Here is an 18577-nt window from a genome sequence, read left to right as displayed (position 1 = left end):
CGCATCCGTTTTCCATAGCGAAGCGTTCCTGCCTCATTCCAAATCAAAAAGGGCTGACATCATATGTCAGCCCTTTATTTTTTTGTGTGCTTTCGCCTCTCGCTACTTGCTCTTCGCAAATTGCGCAATAACGATCACCGCTAATGTCGCTAGATTTGCTGCGAAGATGACCACCAGCCACTGTGGCATCGAAAGTGACAGAAACTGCCACACAACTTTGCTGCAGTCGCCAAAGGCTTCGAACATCCATGGCACCCATTTGTTTAGAGGTGCCCAATCGGGGAACGTAACAAACAAATCACAGGTTGCAAACGGAGAAGGGTTGAATTGGTAATCAACGTGCTCCAAAGCTAGCATTAAGCCTTTATATGAACTTGCTCCCCATGCCGCGAGCCCTAGACTGCGTAACGCTGTGCTGTTTGGTGCTATCAAACCGACTAAGGCAGCGGCACCGATTCCAAGCATAGCGACGCGCTCGTAGATACACATAACACAAGGCGCGAGCAGCATGACATGTTGAAAATATAACGCTGCAACCTCAAAGAAGATGACAAAAGCTAATAGCAGTAACCAAGACAGGCGTGATTGGGAAAAAGACTTAATGGTAGAAAGAATGTTCACAGAGATATCCTGTTATAAAAAAGCTCTGACTAATCAGAGCTTTTTATCGTGGAAAAGTTTCGGTTTCAACGAAAACTTTTGAATTTTAGTGATTAATGTCCGCCAGATATCGTTTGAATAACGTCGCCTGTGTGCTGTGAAATCCAACCTAGGTCATAGAACCATGCGGTCATAGGTTCAACCAGAAAGATGATTCCAGCCAGACCAACAAGCGCAAGGACGATGGTGTAAGGGAGAGCCATAATAACCATGCGGCCGTAAGACAAACGAATCAGAGGTGCAAGCGCTGATGTTAACAGGAATAAGAAGGCTGCTTGGCCATTTGGCGTTGCGACTGAAGGAAGGTTAGTACCGGTATTGATTGCTACTGCGAGTAGGTCGAATTGGTCGCGAGTGATCACTCCCTCGATCAGTGCTGTTTTCACCTCATTGATGTAAACCGTGCCGACAAACACATTATCTGACACCATAGAAAGTAGGCCATTAGCAATGTAAAACAAGGCCAGTTGGGCGCCCTTGTCTTCGACGTGAAGGACGGCGTCGATGACAGGCTTAAACAGTTGCTGATCTATGATGACGGCAACGACGGCAAAAAACACCGCGAGCAGTGCAGTAAATGGCAATGCCTCCTCAAATGCTTTACCCATTGAATGCTCTTCAATAACACCAGTAAATGCAGTCGCTAGGATGATGACCGAAAGGCCAATTAAGCCAACTGCCGCTAGATGAAGCGCTAGGCCGACAATTAACCAGACCGCAATGGCACCTTGAATCCATAGCTTGGCGACGTCTTGTTTCGTACGAGTTTTTCGTTCTGCATTGTCAAAATCGACTAAGATTTGGCGAACATTATCAGGTAAGCGAGCACCGTAACCGCATATTTTTAGCTTTTCGACAAGCACACAAGTGATTAAGCCACAAACAAATACGGGTGCTGTAACCGGGAGCATTCGAATAATAAACTCTCCGAACAGCCAGCCCGCCTGATCAGCGATGATTAAGTTTTGCGGTTCTCCAACCATGGTCATGACGCCACCCAATGCGGTGCCGACGCCAGCGTGCATCAGTAGAGAGCGTAGGAATGCACGGTAGTTTTCTAAGTCATCTCGTGTTAACTCACAAAGGTGATCATCCTGAGTATGGTCGTGTGAAGCTGTAGAGCCTTTGCCTGAGGCGACTTTGTGATAAATCGCATAGAATCCAACAGCCACACTGATGACTACTGCAATGACGGTGAGTGCATCAAGAAACGCAGATAGAAAGGCTGCGGCAAAACAAAATGCCATAGAAAGCAAGCTTTTTGAGCGAATGCCAAGCAGTATCTTGGTAAAGATAAACAGCAGCAGCTGTTTCATGAAGTAAATACCCGCCACCATGAAAATAAGGAGAAGTAGTACTTCGATATTGGCGACGAGTTCGTGTTTGACTTGCTCTGGACTTGTCATTCCAATAGCAATGGCTTCTATGGCTAGCAGACCACCAGGTTGAAGAGGGTAGCATTTTAATGCCATTGCCAGGGTGAAGATAAATTCTGCGACTAATAGCCAGCCCGCTACAAATGGGTCGATAAGAAAAAATACAATCGGGTTGATGACAAGAAATGAAAGGATGGCAACTTTATACCAATCCGGAGCTTTACCTAAGAAGTTCTTAATGAAAGCATTCCCGAGTGACATCGGCATGATACTAATACTCTTTAATGTTGTAATGAATAGACACTGCGCGTGCTTGCATCTATATATCTGAGCTACACTTGGCTTGGGTTACCGCCAGCGGTGGGGTAGGTAACCAACAAAATCAAATGGTAAAACAGACCTGATTCAACAGTGACTTAGAAAAACAACATAGAGAAATATGTTATGTGGTCTTGCCAAGTCACTCCCTGAGAAAGACAAGCACTCCGTACTTTGGTCGCAACTCTACTCCACAAGTTAATTTAGTCAATAATAAAGTTTATATTGATAAATTGCTCACTGAACTTTTGTTTAAAAACGCGATCCGAGTGGCGATAAAACGGATTGAGAGTTGTGAAAAAAAACAATTCATGGCAGCTCATGGGCGAAAAGGTCGAATAAGATAGATTATGTTATTATATTGCATGGAAATGACGTAAGTATATTGCAAATATAAGAACTTAAATTTTGCTTTCTAAGTCAATAAAGATAAGGGCTAACAAAGGTTATATTTTTATTAAATTCATAATATACAAGCTTTGACTCAAAGACATAAAAACTCAATATCTTAGTCTAAATTAGAGTTGTTGCTCTATGTGGTGTTTACAGCACGTTTACTCTAGGTTTGTTTCCGATACTTGAGAACTAGTGGTATGATGAGTTCTATGAGACCCTATAAATAAGAATATTGGATAGCTAAATTAATGGTAATTAAGGCAAAGAGCCCTGCAGGTTTTGCAGAAAAATACATCATTGAGAGTATTTGGAAAGGGCGCTTCCCTCCAGGTTCTATTCTTCCCGCTGAACGCGAGCTCTCTGAACTCATCGGAGTCACCAGAACGACACTACGTGAAGTGTTGCAGCGCTTGGCTCGTGACGGTTGGTTAACCATTCAACACGGCAAGCCGACAAAGGTTAACCAGTTTATGGAAACGTCGGGGTTACATATCCTCGATACACTCATGACACTTGATGCGGACAATGCGACATCTATTGTTGAAGATTTACTCGCCGCACGTACTAACATCAGTCCTATCTTTATGCGTTATGCATTCAAAGCTAATAAAGAGAATGCAGAGCGTACGATCAGTGGCGTTATTGAGTCTTGTGAAAGCCTTCTCGCAGCTGAGTCATGGGATGCTTTTATGGAATCCTCTCCATACGCTGAAAAAATTCAACAGCATGTCAAAGATGATGGTGATAAAGATGAGGCTAGGCGCCAAGCTAACTTGATCGCCAAGACGTTTAATTATTATGACTATATGTTGTTTCAACGTTTGGCGTTCCATTCAGGTAATCAGATCTACGGTTTGATTTTTAATGGACTTAAGAAGCTTTATGATCGTGTTGGTAGCTACTACTTTTCTAAACCGGAAGCTCGCAACCTAGCTCTGCAGTTTTATCGTGATTTACTTGAAGTTTGTGAAACTGGCAATCGAGATCGCATTGTAGTGGTCATTCGCCACTACGGCATGGAAAGTGCGCAAATCTGGAATGAGATGAAAACGTCCCTGCCAACCAGTTTTACAGAAGACGACGGTTAATTCATACAATATACAATAAGAAAACCCGCCAATAGGCGGGTTTTTGTGTTGTTAGAAAAGCCTCTAGTAGATGCCACTGTCGTCATAACCACCGGCTTCTTTAAACCAATTGGTGAGGTGTGTTTTGAGATCTTTCAGCTCGTCGGGCCCAATCAAAGCGAGGCCTAAATCTTCGGCGCGAGTAATATCGTTGTAGCGCAGTGGTCTGAAGCTAACCAACATTGCACGAGCTTGTAATCCACCGAGTAAATCTCGCAGCGACTCAAGTTTGTACAAAGTGTCATCGCCATCGTCTCGCATACCTTTCGTCTTACATTCGATGATATGAAGCTTGTTATTCGCGACTGAAGCGACGTCCAGTTCATTACGTACTTCACGATCGCCTAACTGGCGATAGACTTGAACGTTGAGTGAGTGGTCTTGAATGGTCGGCATGTCCTTTTGAATTTGACGAACGGTGCTGTGAACCAAAGTTTCCAACCACTCTCCGTTAGAGAAGCGTCGTGCATCCTCATCGACAAAAGTCAGAATACCGTTTTCGTAATGGGCAATTTCGGCCTCAACCAGATCACTGAGCAACATGTTGAGCTCGCGATAGCCTTGCTGTTTTTCAGACAAAGCCACGTCCAACTTTTGCTCTTTACGGCATGTAGTGGCGAGGTAATTCAGCGTTGCCAAGCCGGGGCCTAACTCAAGAGCATTGCTGGCCCAGCGCTCTCCTAGCTCATAGAGTTTTTGATCAAGCTGAGGGGGTAGCTGCTGATCATTGAACTCACCGCGTGCACCAAACACGGTAAGATAGTCGTCAATGGTAATCCTATCTTCTACTTGCGTGTCTTCTTTGCCATCGGGATACAGCCAGCAAAGACGGTCGCTATTGGGTTCGACAACAAAGATAGGCCAGTGGAAAGTACGAAACACTTCATAAACAGAGAGCAGGCGGTGACGCAAACCACAACTGGCGTTGAGTTTGACATCCTCACCACGAACGTTGAGGTCATCAGCGAGTATCCCCACTGCACGCTTGATCCGTGATGTGTTTGCGACGTTGGGAATCTCAAAAAACTCGGACGTTATGTCTCTTTTGGCCAGAACACTATGTAACCGATGGTACATCTCTTTCTGGCTTTTCACGCCTATAAAAACGATATGATCACTGACGGTTCGGTTATCCAGAAGCGGAGTGACTAAACGAATTGGGTCCTGATCAATGATGCCAACATGAACTGCCATATACCTTCCTCATGCATGGCTTGCGAAAATTAGAATTTATAAGTGGGCAAGCCTCAATAACCATATAACGACAGCACATATAAAAAACAAGGGCGATTAGTGAAATTAACCGCCCTGAGTGAATAATTTGCATTGTCTTTACAAAACTAGAGTTTAAAGCGATGCACGAGTTCACCTTGTTGGTTAGCGAGTTGGGTTAAATCGGTACTGGTTTGTGCTATCTGAGCCATTGCTTGATAGCTAGAGTCAGCAATCTGATTGATTTCATCGATGTTGCGAGCAATCTCTGCGGTTGTTTCGTTTTGTTCTACGGCTGCTTGAGATATGTGTCCACTCATATGGCTAATCTCTATGATTAAGGCTTGAATCTCTTCCATTGCACTATTCGCATTCGAGGCTTGAGCCACGGATTGATCCATATCGTCCATACAGCTTTGAATAACCTTATTGGCTGATGAGGAGCTGCCTTGCAGGTTATTGATCATGTTCTCGATTTCTGTGGTGGATTCAGTGGTTCGTTGAGCGAGAACCCTGACTTCATCGGCGACCACTGCAAAACCACGACCTTGTTCACCGGCGCGCGCTGCCTCGATGGCGGCGTTGAGCGCCAGCAGGTTGGTTTGTTCGGCAACATTGCGAATCACATCTAAAATTGAGCCAATCTGGCTGCTCATGGTTTGTAGGTCTTTGACTGCATCAACGGATTGCGTCAAGCGTGTTTCGAGTTGGTTGATGGTCGTAATGTTGTCGTTCATAATTCGACGACCGGACTCCGATGCCGCCTCAACTTGCTCGACCATTTGCTGAGAGCTCTGTGCACTTTGTGCGACTTCTTGAACCGAGTGCGCCATTTCAGTCATGGCTGTCGCGACACTGGCGGTTTGCTCTCTCTGTTGACTCAACTGTAACTGGGCTTGAGAAGAGGTTTGTTGATTAGTACTGGCCGTGTTCGTCAAATTGTCTGACGCACCGTTTAATTTCTTTAATATGTCGTGCAGGTTGTCCGCTAACGAATTGATATGGCCACTTACGCGACTAAATTCGTTGTTGTAACGAATCTCAATTCGTTGCGTCATGTCGCCTTGCGTCAAACTCTCTAGAGTGGAGAGAATACGTGTCAGTGGAGAACGAACACTATGAGCAACTTGATGGCCAATACCAATCGCTAAAGCAATCACCAGTACACCGAGTGAGACGGCGTTGATGACTCCTTGGTCATATACATCACTCGCTTCAGCGAGAGAAGCGTAAAGGCCGTTTTGTGCTTCTTCACTAAAAGACGTCAATAGCGCCATGGTGTTATCTACTTCCAATGTGAGATTGGCAATGTTGGCATAAAGAGCGGCCTTGGCCTGCAGATAAGAGGCGTGTTGGTCAAGTACGCCCCTTTTTTTCCGATATCTGTCGTGAATTGTTCAACGGATTCATCGAACACTTTTTGATCTCAGGCATCTGTGTCGTGAGGCCACGATAGGCATAGTTGAGGTGGGTTACCGCCTTCTTGTTTTTGGCGACGGCTTTATTGACTAACTCTAGATTGTTGCTCGCGAGTGCATCGGAAGTAATGACTTCAGCATCTCTGAGTTTAATAAAATAACTTTTGGCCATTACTTTGACAGAGATACTACTTTGATCATCGACATATTCTTTCATGCCGATACCGAGTTCTGAATGAAGACGCTGGAAGCGGCGAGATGATTTCTGTACCTCTGCTTGAGCGACAAACATGTCGCCATAATTGTCCATTGCAGCGTCAGCTTCGGTAAAGTAACGCACTTCCATATCTTTGAGCTTTTCTATACTGGCAAGTAACTCGGTGTTTCCGTCACTTGCTTTGGCTAAGTCCTGCAGCGCTTGCGCGTAGCGATTTTTGGCCTCTTCAAATTGACCTCGAATTTCTCCCATACGCTCTGGGCTCTGCGTGGTCAAAAAGTCTTTAAAAAGCTTATCCGCAGAAAGAAGGTAAACGCTAGTCTGGTTTGATTGTGATACCAAAGGTAGGGCTGTATTCGATACACTGCCGAAGTTGGTGTGAATTTGTTGCATTCCCCGCATTGTCATAATGGTTGAAATAACAAACATTATGATGATCAAGGCAAACCCAGCGTACATACGCTTGATCACTGAGCCTTTCATAGATCTCTCCCTAAATACTGACTTGTCTTAAAAAATTAACAAAAAGAGCGTTATTGTATTGAGGGTGAGACACGCATTTTATGACGCGTAATACAAATTTAACTATCTACTATTATCAGTACGGTGTATATGTTAAGTGAACACTGTTTTTTATTGTGATCTGAGCCAGCTTAGCGCATACTCCGTGGAAACGATTAACAATAACAACACTTAATGGAGTGCTTCATGGCTGAAGAAACCATTTTCAGTAAAATTATTCGCAAAGAAATTCCTGCCGATGTGGTGTACCAAGATGATCTTGTTACCGCATTTCGAGACATAAACCCTCGTGCGCCAACGCACATTCTGATCATTCCTAACAAATTCATTCCAACAACCAATGATATTGAAGAGGAGGATGAGGCAACCATGGGCCGTATGTTCATCGTTGCGCGTAAGCTCGCGAAAGAAGAAGGTATCGACGAAGACGGCTATCGTTTGATTGTGAACTGTAACTCTCACGGTGGGCAGGAAGTTTATCATATTCACATGCATTTGGTTGGTGGTCGCCCACTTGGCCCGATACTAATGGGTTAAAGATAATACGTTTATTGGAGTGACGGTATTCATGCAAACTTTTTATCAATACCGTTGTCCAACCGCGACGATGATGAAATTCTAATAACTAATTCGGAGTACGAAGTGCGTAAACACGTTCGACTCGCATTCGTGATATTCAGCTCTGCTGCTCTTTCTGCATGTGCCAACCTCTCTGCTGGAAATTTGTTTAGCCACTACAGCGCTCAAAACAGTGACGTTTATCAGTCAGTGAAAGATGGCGAATATCAAAAGGCAGAGGAAGCCCTACCTGAAAACGTTGCTGGTGATATTCTTGATAATTTCGAGAAAGGTCGAGTCTATTTACTTAACCAGCAATACGCTGACAGTAAGTCAGCGTTTGAAGCGGGTGACAAAGCGGTTCGTGTTCAGCAGGACAAAGCGACAATATCGCTGACTGAAACGGCAACAAGCGTAGCTGCCTTGGCGGTTAACGACAACTTGGACATCTACGAACCCGCTGATTACGAGCTAGGTTTTTTGCATCTGTATCTGGGATTGAACTACCTCAGGGAGAATAGTCTTGAAGGTGCATTGATAGAAATGCGTCGTGCCAATCAGGTACAAGAGCAAGCGCGTAAAGCGCGAGAAAAAGAGTTAGAGTCTGCTCAGAAGGATATGCAAAGTCAGGGGCTAACACCGAACCTCGGTAGTGTTTTGTCGAGCTATCCAGATGCTGGCAAAACACTTCAAGCGATACAAAATGGTTACCTGTTGTATTTATCGGCTTTGCTTTATGAAGCCGACAATTCGTTGAATGATTCCTATGTGGATTATCGACGTGCACTAGCAGTGATGCCAGACAATACACAAGTGATTGAAGGTACAAAGCGAGTCGCAAAGCGTCTCGGTATGCGCGAAGATCTTGTTCAGCTAGAAAAACGCTATGGTAAAGCAAGCTATTTGGGTACCGACGAAGCAAGAGTGATCGTTATAGAAGAGCAGGGTGTGGTTGAGGCTATGCAAGGCTGGAAGCAGTCTCTACCTCTATACGATAGCGGAGGAAATGGCGCGTTGTACTCGATTGCGCTTCCTTATTACCCACAGCAGGTGAGTCAGTCGTTTGTTCCCATGCAACTCAATAATGAGAACTTGCAGAGTAACTTGCTGACGGATGTGAACTTGATGGCTGAGAGAGATTTATCTGAACGTATGCCAGCAATCATCATTCGTCAGGCTTTACGAGTCTGGGCTAAGGACGAGATCCGTAAAAGTGCTGCAAAAGATGATGAGCTAGGTAATGCTTTGCTCAATATCTGGAATACATTGACAGAGCAGCCGGATACTCGCAGCTGGATAACGTTACCCAGAGAGATCCGCAGCAGTAGTGCTGTTGTTCAGCCTGGTACTCAGGTAATTCGTGTTGCTGGTCAAGACTACAAATTTGATGTAGAAGAAGGGCGAACAGCTTTAGTTTGGGTCTCTCGTCAGGGAGGCAGTGCTACAATTTGGCATAAACAGTTAGGAAAAATTCGATGAAAAAATGGCTTATGGCAGCGATAGCTGCTTTGGTGATGGTTGGTTGTTCTAGTAATACCGCTGGGTTACGTATTGACGGTCAGTCGCAAACCGTCTTGTTTGGTGACAACGTTCTATCAGGACGCTTACAAATTGAAGACATTTCAACCGCTCAAGTAGATGGCCGTGCTCGAGGCATTGTTCGACTAGCGAGTCAGTACAAAGGCGATCAGCATATTCAGTACCGCTTTTACTGGTACGATGACAACGGTCTTGAAGTGAACAACAAGCTGGGCCCATGGCGTCAGGCGATCATTCGAGGTATGGAAACGATCGCTCTTTCTGAAGTTTCAGTGAATCCGAATGGCACGCAGTTCCGCGTTCAGATTCGCGAAAATGATAACTAAATCGAACTAAAGTCCACTAACTTTAGTCATACATTCATAACACAAGATTCTATAAAGATTTGAGGAACCAAGAATGAAAAAAAGTGTTATCGCATTACTTGGCTTGGCTGTCATCCTAGGCGGTTGTTCTAATAAAGTCAGCTACGGTGATGCACAGGCGGTTGAGACTACAACGATTGATTTTGGCTCAACAGATCTGCAAAAAATTGCCGGTGAAATGGTCGACAGCATGATGATGTCTGGCTCGGTATCAGCGATCACTCGTGACTCTCGTCCAATTGTTTTTGTTGAACGAATCAAGAACAAGACAAGCGAGCACATTGATACTGAATCCATTACCGATACTATTAGCACTAAAATGCTCAATTCAGGCAAGTTCCGCTTCGTTGATATGGACCGTGTAGAGTCTGTTCGTGATCAACTTAACTTCCAAAACAATGACGAACTAGTGAACCAGAGCACAGCGATTCAGTTTGGTAAGATGGTTGGTGCTCAGTACATGCTTTATGGCAACCTAGCAAGTATCGCTAAAGCAGGCGGCAGTGATAAGGATGTATACTACAAAATGACAATGCGTCTTATGGATTTAGAAACAGGCCTGATTGAGTGGGCAGATGAAACTGAAATCCGCAAACAAGAGTCTAAGAGCTTCTTAGGTCTTTAATCTTTAGAGGAGTGATTTATGGCAAGGATGTCGTGGCATGAGGCATGTCAGCTAGACGGTTCGTTAAAGTCATTAGATCACTTCTTCTCTCTCTCTCCGGATTACGCTCAAACGCTGACTGGAGGCCTGACTAATCGCTGCTGGAAGGTTGTCACCCAAAGCGGCGATTGTTTTGTCTGGCGCCCCAATACCTCGATAACCAAAGCTTTTTCCATTTCCCGTTTTCAGGAATATCAAATTCTGACAGCGATAGAAGATTCCCATCTTGCGCCGAAAGCATTCCATATCAACGAACAAGGGTTGTTGGTTGAATGGATTGAAGGAGAGTCGTTGAGTAATGAGTTGTCCTTTGACTCGTTGTTAAAAATGATGATCAAAATCCACCATTTAGATACGACAAGAGTGCCTGTCGCTCCATTTAACTTTACAGCACGTGTTGACCACTACTGGATGCTACTTCGTGAAGAGTTAAGGTCTGATGACTATCTTGACATTTATCAACAATGGCGTGGCGTTCCAAGTTTGGCGGATGTCGGTAATACGTTGTGTCACTTTGATTTGGCGGGTTATAACATGGTCAAACACGCTGACGGAAATCGAGTCATAGATTGGGAGTATGCTGCGATTGCTGATCCTAGGCTAGATCTGACGCTGAGTATAGGAGTGGTCGATGAAAAGCCCTTGGAGTCGGTTTACCGCTACTGCCAACTGAGAGAGATTGAAGGTGTGGATGACTGGGTTGAAGGCGTCATTGCTTGGCAACCTAGAGCAACTATGATGGCAATGCTTTGGTATTTGTTGGCCTTTCAGCTTTGGGGAGATGAGCATTATCTTACTCAAGCACAAGCTTTGCGTGACACATTTTGCAGTTGAGATCACTGTTTGAACGACGTAAACAGTGAATTCTAGTCGCTGACTTTAAAACCTTACAAATCATGGTAGATTAAGCTGACAAGAATTGAGGGTGATAGAATGATTATTTACTTACATGGTTTCGACTCAACGAGTCCGGGGAACCACGAAAAAGTGCTTCAACTGCAGTTTATCGACGATGATGTCCGTTTTATCAGCTACAGTACTTTACACCCCAAGCATGATATGCAGCACCTACTCAAAGAGGTCCACAAAGCGATAGAGCAATCTGGCGACCGTGAAGCCATTGTTTGTGGTGTCGGTCTGGGGGGATATTGGTCGGAGCGCATTGGTTTTTTGTGTGGTATTAAGCAGGTGATTTTTAACCCTAACTTGCATCCGGAAAATAACATGCAAGGACGGATAGATCGTCCTGAAGAGTATGAAGACATAGCCACAAAATGTGTCGAAGAATTTCGTAGCAAAAACAAAGACCGATGTTTGGTGATCCTATCTAAAGATGATGAGGTGCATGACAACCGTCAAACGGCTCAGGCACTTGAGAAACATTACCAAATTATCTGGGATGAAAAGGAGACTCATAAGTTTAAGAAAATCTCTCAACATCTGCAGACCATTAAGGCGTTTAAAGCAGATAGCTAAACTTCATTTCTAACTCGGTTTCTTGAAAAGCGACGTCAATAGAGCACGTCGCTTTTTCGTTATTGACGCAAATAGAAATTAAGGAAAAATTAAGTGTCATTAGCGCAATATATGGTTGCGCGGCACATTCCGGCCGATATAATGAATCCACTATAAATTTTTTGATAAATATCAAAAAAATTGAGAGCGAATCTTAAAGTTCGCCCATTTTAAGCTAGAGCTCGATAGCTTGGAGTCATCAGACTATTATTCCAATTTTCGCGCTGTATTTTACGAATAAACCTCTACTGGCCCATTTAATCCTAAGACTGAACCTGGTTCAGCAGATTGGCCAATATTACACAATTTCATCGGGGCGAACTCTTCGACTCGAAACCTAGTTTTTATCTTTAGAGGAAAGTTGCTGTGACTCGAATTATCGTAATAGGCGGTGGTGCAGGCGGACTTGAGCTTGTGACCAAACTTGGTCGTACACTGGGTAGAAAAAGAGAGCGAAAGTGACACTGGTCGATCGCAAGGCCAGTCACTTGTGGAAACCTCTATTGCATGAGGTAGCGACAGGGTCATTGGATGAGGGCGTCGACGCCCTTAGCTATCGTGCTCATGCAAAAAACCATCATTTTGATTTCCAAATGGGGAGTCTTGAAGACATCGACAGAGAACGTAAAGTAATCAGGCTAGGCGAACTCAGAGATGAACATGATGAGCTTTTGATGCCAAGCCGTGAGCTTGAATACGACATCCTTGTTATGGCGTTGGGCTCTACTTCCAATGACTTCAATACCCCTGGCGTCAGGGAGCACTGTATTTTCCTCGATAGTACAGAGCAAGCTTATAAATTTAGAACTGAGATGAACAATGAGTTTCTCAAGCTGCATGCCAAACATGGTCATGGTACGGTGGATATTGCTATCGTCGGTGCTGGTGCGACTGGCGTTGAACTTTCCGCAGAGCTTCATCATGCAGTCAAAGAGCTTCGCACTTATGGTTTTGGTGACCTTGACTCTAGCAAGCTTAACGTCAACTTAATTGAAGCTGGTGAGCGAATTCTTCCCGCTCTGCCTCCAAGAATCTCCAGTGCCGCGCATCATGAGCTGACGAAGTTAGGGGTGAATGTGCGTACCACCACTATGATCACTGAAGCTGGTAAAGATGGCCTTATTACTAAAGAGGGTGAAAAGATCCCAGCTCAAATTATGGTTTGGGCTGCAGGTATCAAAGCGCCTGACTTCGTTAAAGATATAGGTGGCCTAGAAACCAATCGTATTAACCAGCTTGTGGTGAAAGATACGTTACAAACGACATTGGATGACGATATTTTTGTCATCGGTGACTTAGCTCAGTGTACACAAGCTGATGGCTCATTTGTGCCTCCACGTGCTCAGGCTGCTCACCAAATGGCAAGCTGCGCTTTTTCCAATATCGTTGCTAAATTGAACGGTCGTGAAATGAAAGCCTATATCTACAAGGATAAAGGCTCCTTGGTTTCCCTGAGCCAGTTTTCAACAGTAGGTAGCCTGATGGGTAACTTAACTAAAGGCTCTATGATGGTGGAAGGACGCATTGCCCGAGTGGTTTATATATCCTTGTATCGTTTACATCAAATGGCGTTGCATGGCGTGTTCAAAACCGCCTTGATTATTTTGATGGGGCGGATAAATAGAGTGCTTCGTCCAAACCTTAAACTGCACTAATCAAAAAGCGTTAACAATGAAAAGAGCACTGTGGAGTGCTCTTTTTTTTGCATGTTCTAATTTAGTCAGTTGATGAAGATTGCATAATAATACTTTGCAACCTTGGCCAAAGGTTCTTGATGGCTATTACAATTATGAGTTGTTGGTCGGAATTATGGAATAGACTAGCCCTTGCTTGGGTTGCCCATTGAACAAATAGCGGTTTTCAGCACTTACTTCAAATTGTGCCCCACAGGATTCTGCCAGTTGCTGACTTGGAATATTGTCGGGGTCACAAACGATTTCAATCCGCGTGATCTTAAGCTGAGCGAAGCAAAATTCTATCAAGGCATCCAACGCTTCTTTCGCATAGCCTTGTTTGTGATATGAGTCATGCAGCCAATAACCCAAACTGGCCATATTAAAGGTGTGGTAGAACTCGTTGATTGCCACCATACCAATTAGCGCATGGTCACTACGACGATAAAGACCGAAACCGTAAGCTTCCGATTTGACCCAGTTCAAGCGAGTGGCGAGAATAAAACGTTCTGCCTCTTGAATCGTGAACTTGTCATGGCACCAATCTATCCAGCGGTGAAGGCCGGGAGATTGAAGGACACATTGAGCCAGTGTTTTTGCATCTTCTTGAGGTATCAGTTTTAAAACTAATCTAGGTGTAATGATGTGGTAATCCGGACCCATAACGCTCCTTTATCAAAAAACAGCCCTTAAAGGGCTGTTGATTGTGACTTATTTCAGATTATTGCGCGACACGGCGCACCTGAATGATCATCCCAAGCAAAGGGTGATCTAAGAAGTGGGTTTCTGTGCTACGCATACGGCGTTTTTGGTCCATGCGGTAACTCTTTAGAAACTCTTCGGTATGTACCATCGGCGTCACATCTTCCATTAAGCCGACTTGAACCGTGTTTTCGGCAGTCACGTCGTTAGTTGGAGTAAACTCAAGGGGTTTTGCTTCGAATGTTATATCCCTTACACTTGGTGCTTTCAAATCCAACTTAACGTCTGCATACAGGTAGTGCTCGACGTAAACCTGCAATTTGCCATCCAATTCATAAAGTGGCGATGCAATGTTTTCTTCAGTCACTCCGTTAATGACTTCTGCACTAGTCTCTGATGCTCTTTGAGAACCGTCAGGCATGAATTGGCCTGAGAAGTCTCGACCCGCTTGAATATGGAATGTCGGGGCGACATAGCGATTACCGTCTCCTTGGCGCCATGCGGTGTGCAGTAGAACTTTGAACCCCGCATGATTTTTCAATTTTTGAACCTGAGGGTTAAGCTTGTATGAAGACGCTGGCAGCAGCGAGACTCCTTTTTGAGCGCGGTAGCCAGTATCATTCAAGTTTCCGACTCTCTTCATTGAAATCTCAGGGACTGCGTTTGGCCAAGATTCAGCAGTCTGTTCTGGATTAACCGCACGCTTAAAAATGATCACTTCTATATCAAACTGGCGTTTTGCCCAAGATGGCATAGCGACAACCAGAAGTAGCAGTGGGATCAACTTTTTCATTACAACTCCATCGTAAGGTGGTTACACCTTGGAAAATTAGTTAAGCCTGAGTTGATCAGGCTTGTGGTAATAGGTTTTGTTGGAACTCTCCCAACATGTCACCAACAAATTGAATTCTCTTACGCCTGTCAACCAATGGTACCGTAAACTTGAACTTAGTTGGGCCTTCCATTGCGAATTTTTGTGGTTGAGATTGCAATAGTTTAACCAAATAGGTCGGATTTATGTCAGCGTCAGGATAGAACTCAATGAATCCACCTTTGTCATGCGCTTCGATTTTCTTCACTTTAATGGCGCCCGCTTCAAGCTTTATTTCTGATACAGATAGAAGGTTTTTGGTTGCATCTGGTAAAAGCCCAAAGCGATCGATCAGTTCGATTTTGAGCTCGTCCAGCTCGGTCTTGTCTGATACGCTGGCGATTTGTTTGTACATGGATAGGCGAGTGTTGATGTCCGGAATGTAATCATCAGGCAGTAGAGCGGGTAAGCGCATCTCGACTTCTGTTTGCTCTCTGAGTAGTTCGTCTAGAGAAGGCTCTTTGCCTTCCTTCAGTGCCTCGACGGCTTGCTCAAGCATTTCCATGTACAAAGTAAACCCAACTGACTGAATTTGCCCGCTTTGCTCGTCACCGAGAAGCTCTCCCGCCCCGCGAATTTCAAGGTCGTGAGTCGCAAGAGTAAAGCCTGCACCTAAATCTTCCAATGAAGCAATGGCATCAAGGCGCTTAATAGCATCTTTCGTGATGGCTTTTGGATGAGGTGTTAGCAGGTAAGCGTATGCCTGATGATGAGAACGTCCTACGCGACCGCGTAACTGGTGCAACTGAGCAAGACCGAGGTTATCCGCTCTGTCCATAATGATGGTATTAGCGGTTGGCACATCGATACCTGTTTCGATGATAGTGGTACACACCAGTAAGTTAAAGCGCTGGTGGTAAAAATCATTCATGATACGTTCGAGTTCTCTCTCGCGCATTTGGCCGTGGGCTACGGTCACACGAGCCTCTGGAATGAGCTTCTCCAGATCGGCAGCAACTTTCTCTATGGTCTCAACTTGATTGTGCAAGAAGTAAACCTGACCACCGCGCATAATTTCACGTAATACAGCCTCTCGCACGACTGCATCATCACTCTGCCTGACAAAGGTCTTGATTGCGAGACGTCTTGCTGGTGGAGTGGCGATGATCGATAAGTCGCGCATACCACTCATCGCCATATTTAGCGTTCGTGGGATTGGCGTTGCGGTGAGCGTTAAAATATCGACATCAGTGCGCATTGCCTTCATTTTCTCTTTTTGCCGGACCCCAAACCGGTGTTCTTCATCGACAATTAGCAGGCCAAGGTCTTTGAACTTGATGTCATTAGACAAGAGTTTGTGTGTACCGACGACTAGGTCGACTTTGCCATCTTCAATATCTTGTAATACTTGCTTTTGTTCCTTGGCTGTTTTGAAGCGTGAGAGTACTTCAACGCGAATGGGTAGATTAGCAAAACGGTCTCTGAAGTTTTCGAAATGTTGCTGAGCGAGCAAAGTCGTCGGCACCAGTACAGCGACTTGCTTGCCATTGTCTGTGGCAAGAAACGCCGCACGCATCGCGACTTCTGTTTTACCAAAGCCTACATCACCACACACCAAACGATCCATCGCTTTAGCCTGACACATGTCAGACATGACGGCGTTGATCGCCATTGACTGGTCATCTGTCTCTTCAAACGGGAAGCCCGCTTTGAATGTTGCGTACTGATCGCGATCAAGGACGAATTTATAACCCGGCTTAAGTTCTCGTTTAGCGTAAACATCAAGCAGCTCTGCGGCGACATCTCGTACTTTTTCTGCCGCTTTGCGACGTGCTTTTGCCCAAGCTTCTCCACCAAGTTTGTGCAATGGGGCGGATTCTTCTGCACCACCTGAGTAACGGCTGATGAGGTTCAATGCCGCGACAGGCACGTAGAGCTTGGCGTCATTCTGGTATTCCAGCGTGACGTATTCGGTAGTCATCCCACCGGCTTCCAACGTTTGTAGGCCAATATAGCGGCCAATACCGTGGTCGATGTGAACGACAGGCTGGCCGGGTTTAAGCTCAGCAAGGTTGCGTATCACGGCATCGCTATTAGTGACTTTACGATCTTTACGACGACGCTGAATAACTCGGTCACCGAGTAAGTCGCTTTCGCAGATCAAAGCGACCTGATTGTCACCAAAAAGGAATCCGTGCTCGGAAGCACCAAGTACTAAGGTAAATTTATCGCTGCTTTGTGTCGCAGCAGAGAAACTTATGTGTTCAATTGGGCGAAGCTTAATACTTTGAAGAAGCTCAAGTAAGGCCTCACGGCGGCCTTCAGATTCGACTGAGAAAACGACTTTGCCATTAAAGCTTTCGCTAAACTGGCGAAGCGCCGACATGGGTTCCTTGCTTTGGTGCTGAACAGCCAACTCTGGTAGCGGTTGAACGGCTGGGTTAGTACGCCCTAGTTTTTCTGTCACCGAATCAGCAGAAAGTTGCACCTGAGGGAGTGATTTAAAATGACGGAATAGCTCGTCTTTTTTCAACCATAATTCTTCTGGCGGCAATAGAGGCCTTAGTGGATCCACTTTGCGTTGGCCGTAACGGTAGTCGACATCGGTGAGAAAATGATCAATGGCGCCTTCTAAGTCACCAATTGTGATTAATTGGCTGTTATCGGCAATGTAGTCGAACAAGGTTTCGGTGCAATCGAAAAATAACGGTTGCCAGTACTCGATGCCCGCAGGCCACGTACCTTTAGAAACCTGCATGTAGATTGATTCGGGTTCTCGTCTCGTTTCAAACCGCTGACGCCAGCGGATACGAAAATCTTCAATAGCGCTGTCTGTGGTTGGAAATTCATGGGCGGGTAGTAGGCGAATATCTTCAACGTCTTCAATAGAGCGTTGGTTTTCTGGATCAAAAGTACGAATCGTATCGATCTCGTCATCAAAAAAGTCGATTCGGAATGGGTCATTTGCCCCCATTGGAAAGAGATCAAGAATCGAACCGCGGCTGGCGTATTCGCCCGGGCCAAACACTTGATCGACGTGTCGATAGCCGGATTTTTCTAATTGAATACGCAACTTTTCGAGTGAATACTGGTCGCCCACTTTGACCATTAATGTGTGTTGCAGTAAGAATTCTCTTGGAGACTGTCTTTGCAACAGGGTATTCACTGGAATGATGGTAATACCACTGGATTGGGTCGGTAGCTGATACAAGCGAGCAATACGGTCAGAAATGATTTCCTGATGCGGAGAAAAATTGTCGTAGGGTAACGTTTCCCAGTCGGGAAACAGCGATACGTCTTGATCCGTAAATTGCTCGACTTCTTGAAGCAGCTTTAGCGCTGTTTGAGGGTCAGCGACAGCGACGAGTGTGTGGCTGGTATGTTGATTAGCAAGTTCAGCAATAGCAAGTGCCAAACTGGCTCCTTGCAGGTTACCGACCTGTTTTTTGTCTCCGGAACCGGTTGGGTTAGCCAGATTTAAAAGCGATGTAATAGGCATAATGA

The 18577-nt window shown here is 45.1% G+C and carries 13 protein-coding genes and 2 pseudogenes; 8 read left to right on the top strand and 7 right to left on the bottom strand.

All coding sequences use genetic code 11. The features are described from left to right. Positions 1-102: 102 nt before the first annotated feature. Positions 103-621, bottom strand: coding sequence for a disulfide bond formation protein DsbB (gene dsbB, locus KW548_12920; protein QXX06025.1), 519 nt, complete (start codon positions 619-621; stop codon positions 103-105). Positions 622-713: 92 nt separating this feature from the next. After that, entirely contained in the window at positions 714-2303 is a 1590-nt protein-coding gene (gene nhaB, locus KW548_12915) for a Na(+)/H(+) antiporter NhaB (GenBank protein QXX06024.1), read from the bottom strand. Positions 2304-2998: 695 nt separating this feature from the next. Between nhaB and fadR the strand changes: the two genes are divergently transcribed. Next, complete coding sequence (gene fadR, locus KW548_12910; GenBank protein QXX06023.1) at positions 2999-3838, top strand: fatty acid metabolism transcriptional regulator FadR; 840 nt, start codon at positions 2999-3001, stop codon at positions 3836-3838. 63 nt (positions 3839-3901) lie between these two features. On the opposite strand, the gene KW548_12905 is transcribed toward fadR, so the two are convergent. Continuing rightward, on the bottom strand, positions 3902-5071 hold the full coding sequence (locus KW548_12905) for a DUF1887 family protein (protein ID QXX06022.1): 1170 nt from the start codon (positions 5069-5071) through the stop codon (positions 3902-3904). Positions 5072-5217: 146 nt separating this feature from the next. Then, positions 5218-7207: pseudogene (locus KW548_12900) on the bottom strand (methyl-accepting chemotaxis protein). A gap of 225 nt (positions 7208-7432) precedes the next feature. Between KW548_12900 and hinT the strand changes: the two are divergent. From hinT to KW548_12865, 7 genes and pseudogenes are all read left to right on the top strand, one after another. Then, positions 7433-7783, top strand: a complete 351-nt coding sequence (hinT, locus tag KW548_12895) for a purine nucleoside phosphoramidase (protein QXX06021.1) — start codon at positions 7433-7435, stop codon at positions 7781-7783. 105 nt (positions 7784-7888) lie between these two features. Continuing rightward, on the top strand, positions 7889-9283 hold the full coding sequence (locus KW548_12890; GenBank protein ID QXX06020.1) for a hypothetical protein: 1395 nt from the start codon (positions 7889-7891) through the stop codon (positions 9281-9283). Next, positions 9280-9669, top strand: coding sequence for a YcfL family protein (locus tag KW548_12885; protein QXX06019.1), 390 nt, complete (start codon positions 9280-9282; stop codon positions 9667-9669). Before KW548_12890 ends, KW548_12885 begins: the two co-directional genes overlap by 4 nt. Before the next feature lie 73 nt (positions 9670-9742). Then, positions 9743-10333 carry a penicillin-binding protein activator LpoB gene (lpoB, locus tag KW548_12880; protein ID QXX06018.1) on the top strand — a complete coding sequence of 197 codons (591 nt, stop codon included), beginning with the start codon at positions 9743-9745 and terminating at the stop codon, positions 10331-10333. 18 nt (positions 10334-10351) lie between these two features. Then, positions 10352-11206 (top strand): phosphotransferase, encoded by an 855-nt coding sequence (locus KW548_12875; GenBank protein ID QXX06017.1) that lies wholly within the window; start codon positions 10352-10354, stop codon positions 11204-11206. 99 nt (positions 11207-11305) lie between these two features. Further along, on the top strand, positions 11306-11848 hold the full coding sequence (ycfP, locus tag KW548_12870; GenBank protein ID QXX06016.1) for an alpha/beta hydrolase YcfP: 543 nt from the start codon (positions 11306-11308) through the stop codon (positions 11846-11848). A gap of 405 nt (positions 11849-12253) precedes the next feature. Further along, positions 12254-13542 (top strand): annotated as a pseudogene (locus KW548_12865) (NAD(P)/FAD-dependent oxidoreductase). Positions 13543-13674: 132 nt separating this feature from the next. On the opposite strand, the gene KW548_12860 reads toward KW548_12865, so the two are convergent. From KW548_12860 to mfd, 3 genes are read right to left on the bottom strand one after another with little or no spacing between them, the layout of a single operon-like run. After that, positions 13675-14223: a GNAT family N-acetyltransferase gene (locus KW548_12860; GenBank protein QXX06015.1), complete on the bottom strand. Its 549-nt coding sequence runs from the start codon at positions 14221-14223 to the stop codon at positions 13675-13677. A gap of 58 nt (positions 14224-14281) precedes the next feature. Further along, positions 14282-15055, bottom strand: coding sequence for a peptidoglycan binding protein CsiV (locus KW548_12855; protein ID QXX06014.1), 774 nt, complete (start codon positions 15053-15055; stop codon positions 14282-14284). A gap of 55 nt (positions 15056-15110) precedes the next feature. Then, on the bottom strand, positions 15111-18572 hold the full coding sequence (gene mfd, locus KW548_12850; GenBank protein QXX06013.1) for a transcription-repair coupling factor: 3462 nt from the start codon (positions 18570-18572) through the stop codon (positions 15111-15113). Between the last annotated feature and the right edge of the window lie 5 nt (positions 18573-18577).

The organism is Vibrio neptunius (assembly GCA_019339365.1).
Classification (GTDB): Bacteria; Pseudomonadota; Gammaproteobacteria; order Enterobacterales; family Vibrionaceae; genus Vibrio; species Vibrio neptunius.
This window is presented reverse-complemented; position numbering and strand designations above follow the sequence as displayed.

Excerpts from the sequence above, each read along its gene's own strand:
- nhaB (QXX06024.1), bottom strand. The coding sequence starts at position 2,303 with ATGCCGATGTCACTCGGGAATGCTTTCATTAAGAACTTCTTAGGTAAA.
- fadR (QXX06023.1), top strand. The coding sequence starts at position 2,999 with ATGGTAATTAAGGCAAAGAGCCCTGCAGGTTTTGCAGAAAAATACATC.
- KW548_12905 (QXX06022.1), bottom strand. The coding sequence starts at position 5,071 with ATGGCAGTTCATGTTGGCATCATTGATCAGGACCCAATTCGTTTAGTC.
- hinT (QXX06021.1), top strand. The coding sequence starts at position 7,433 with ATGGCTGAAGAAACCATTTTCAGTAAAATTATTCGCAAAGAAATTCCT.
- KW548_12885 (QXX06019.1), top strand. The coding sequence starts at position 9,280 with ATGAAAAAATGGCTTATGGCAGCGATAGCTGCTTTGGTGATGGTTGGT.
- lpoB (QXX06018.1), top strand. The coding sequence starts at position 9,743 with ATGAAAAAAAGTGTTATCGCATTACTTGGCTTGGCTGTCATCCTAGGC.
- KW548_12875 (QXX06017.1), top strand. The coding sequence starts at position 10,352 with ATGGCAAGGATGTCGTGGCATGAGGCATGTCAGCTAGACGGTTCGTTA.
- ycfP (QXX06016.1), top strand. The coding sequence starts at position 11,306 with ATGATTATTTACTTACATGGTTTCGACTCAACGAGTCCGGGGAACCAC.
- KW548_12860 (QXX06015.1), bottom strand. The coding sequence starts at position 14,223 with ATGGGTCCGGATTACCACATCATTACACCTAGATTAGTTTTAAAACTG.
- KW548_12855 (QXX06014.1), bottom strand. The coding sequence starts at position 15,055 with ATGAAAAAGTTGATCCCACTGCTACTTCTGGTTGTCGCTATGCCATCT.
- mfd (QXX06013.1), bottom strand. The coding sequence starts at position 18,572 with ATGCCTATTACATCGCTTTTAAATCTGGCTAACCCAACCGGTTCCGGA.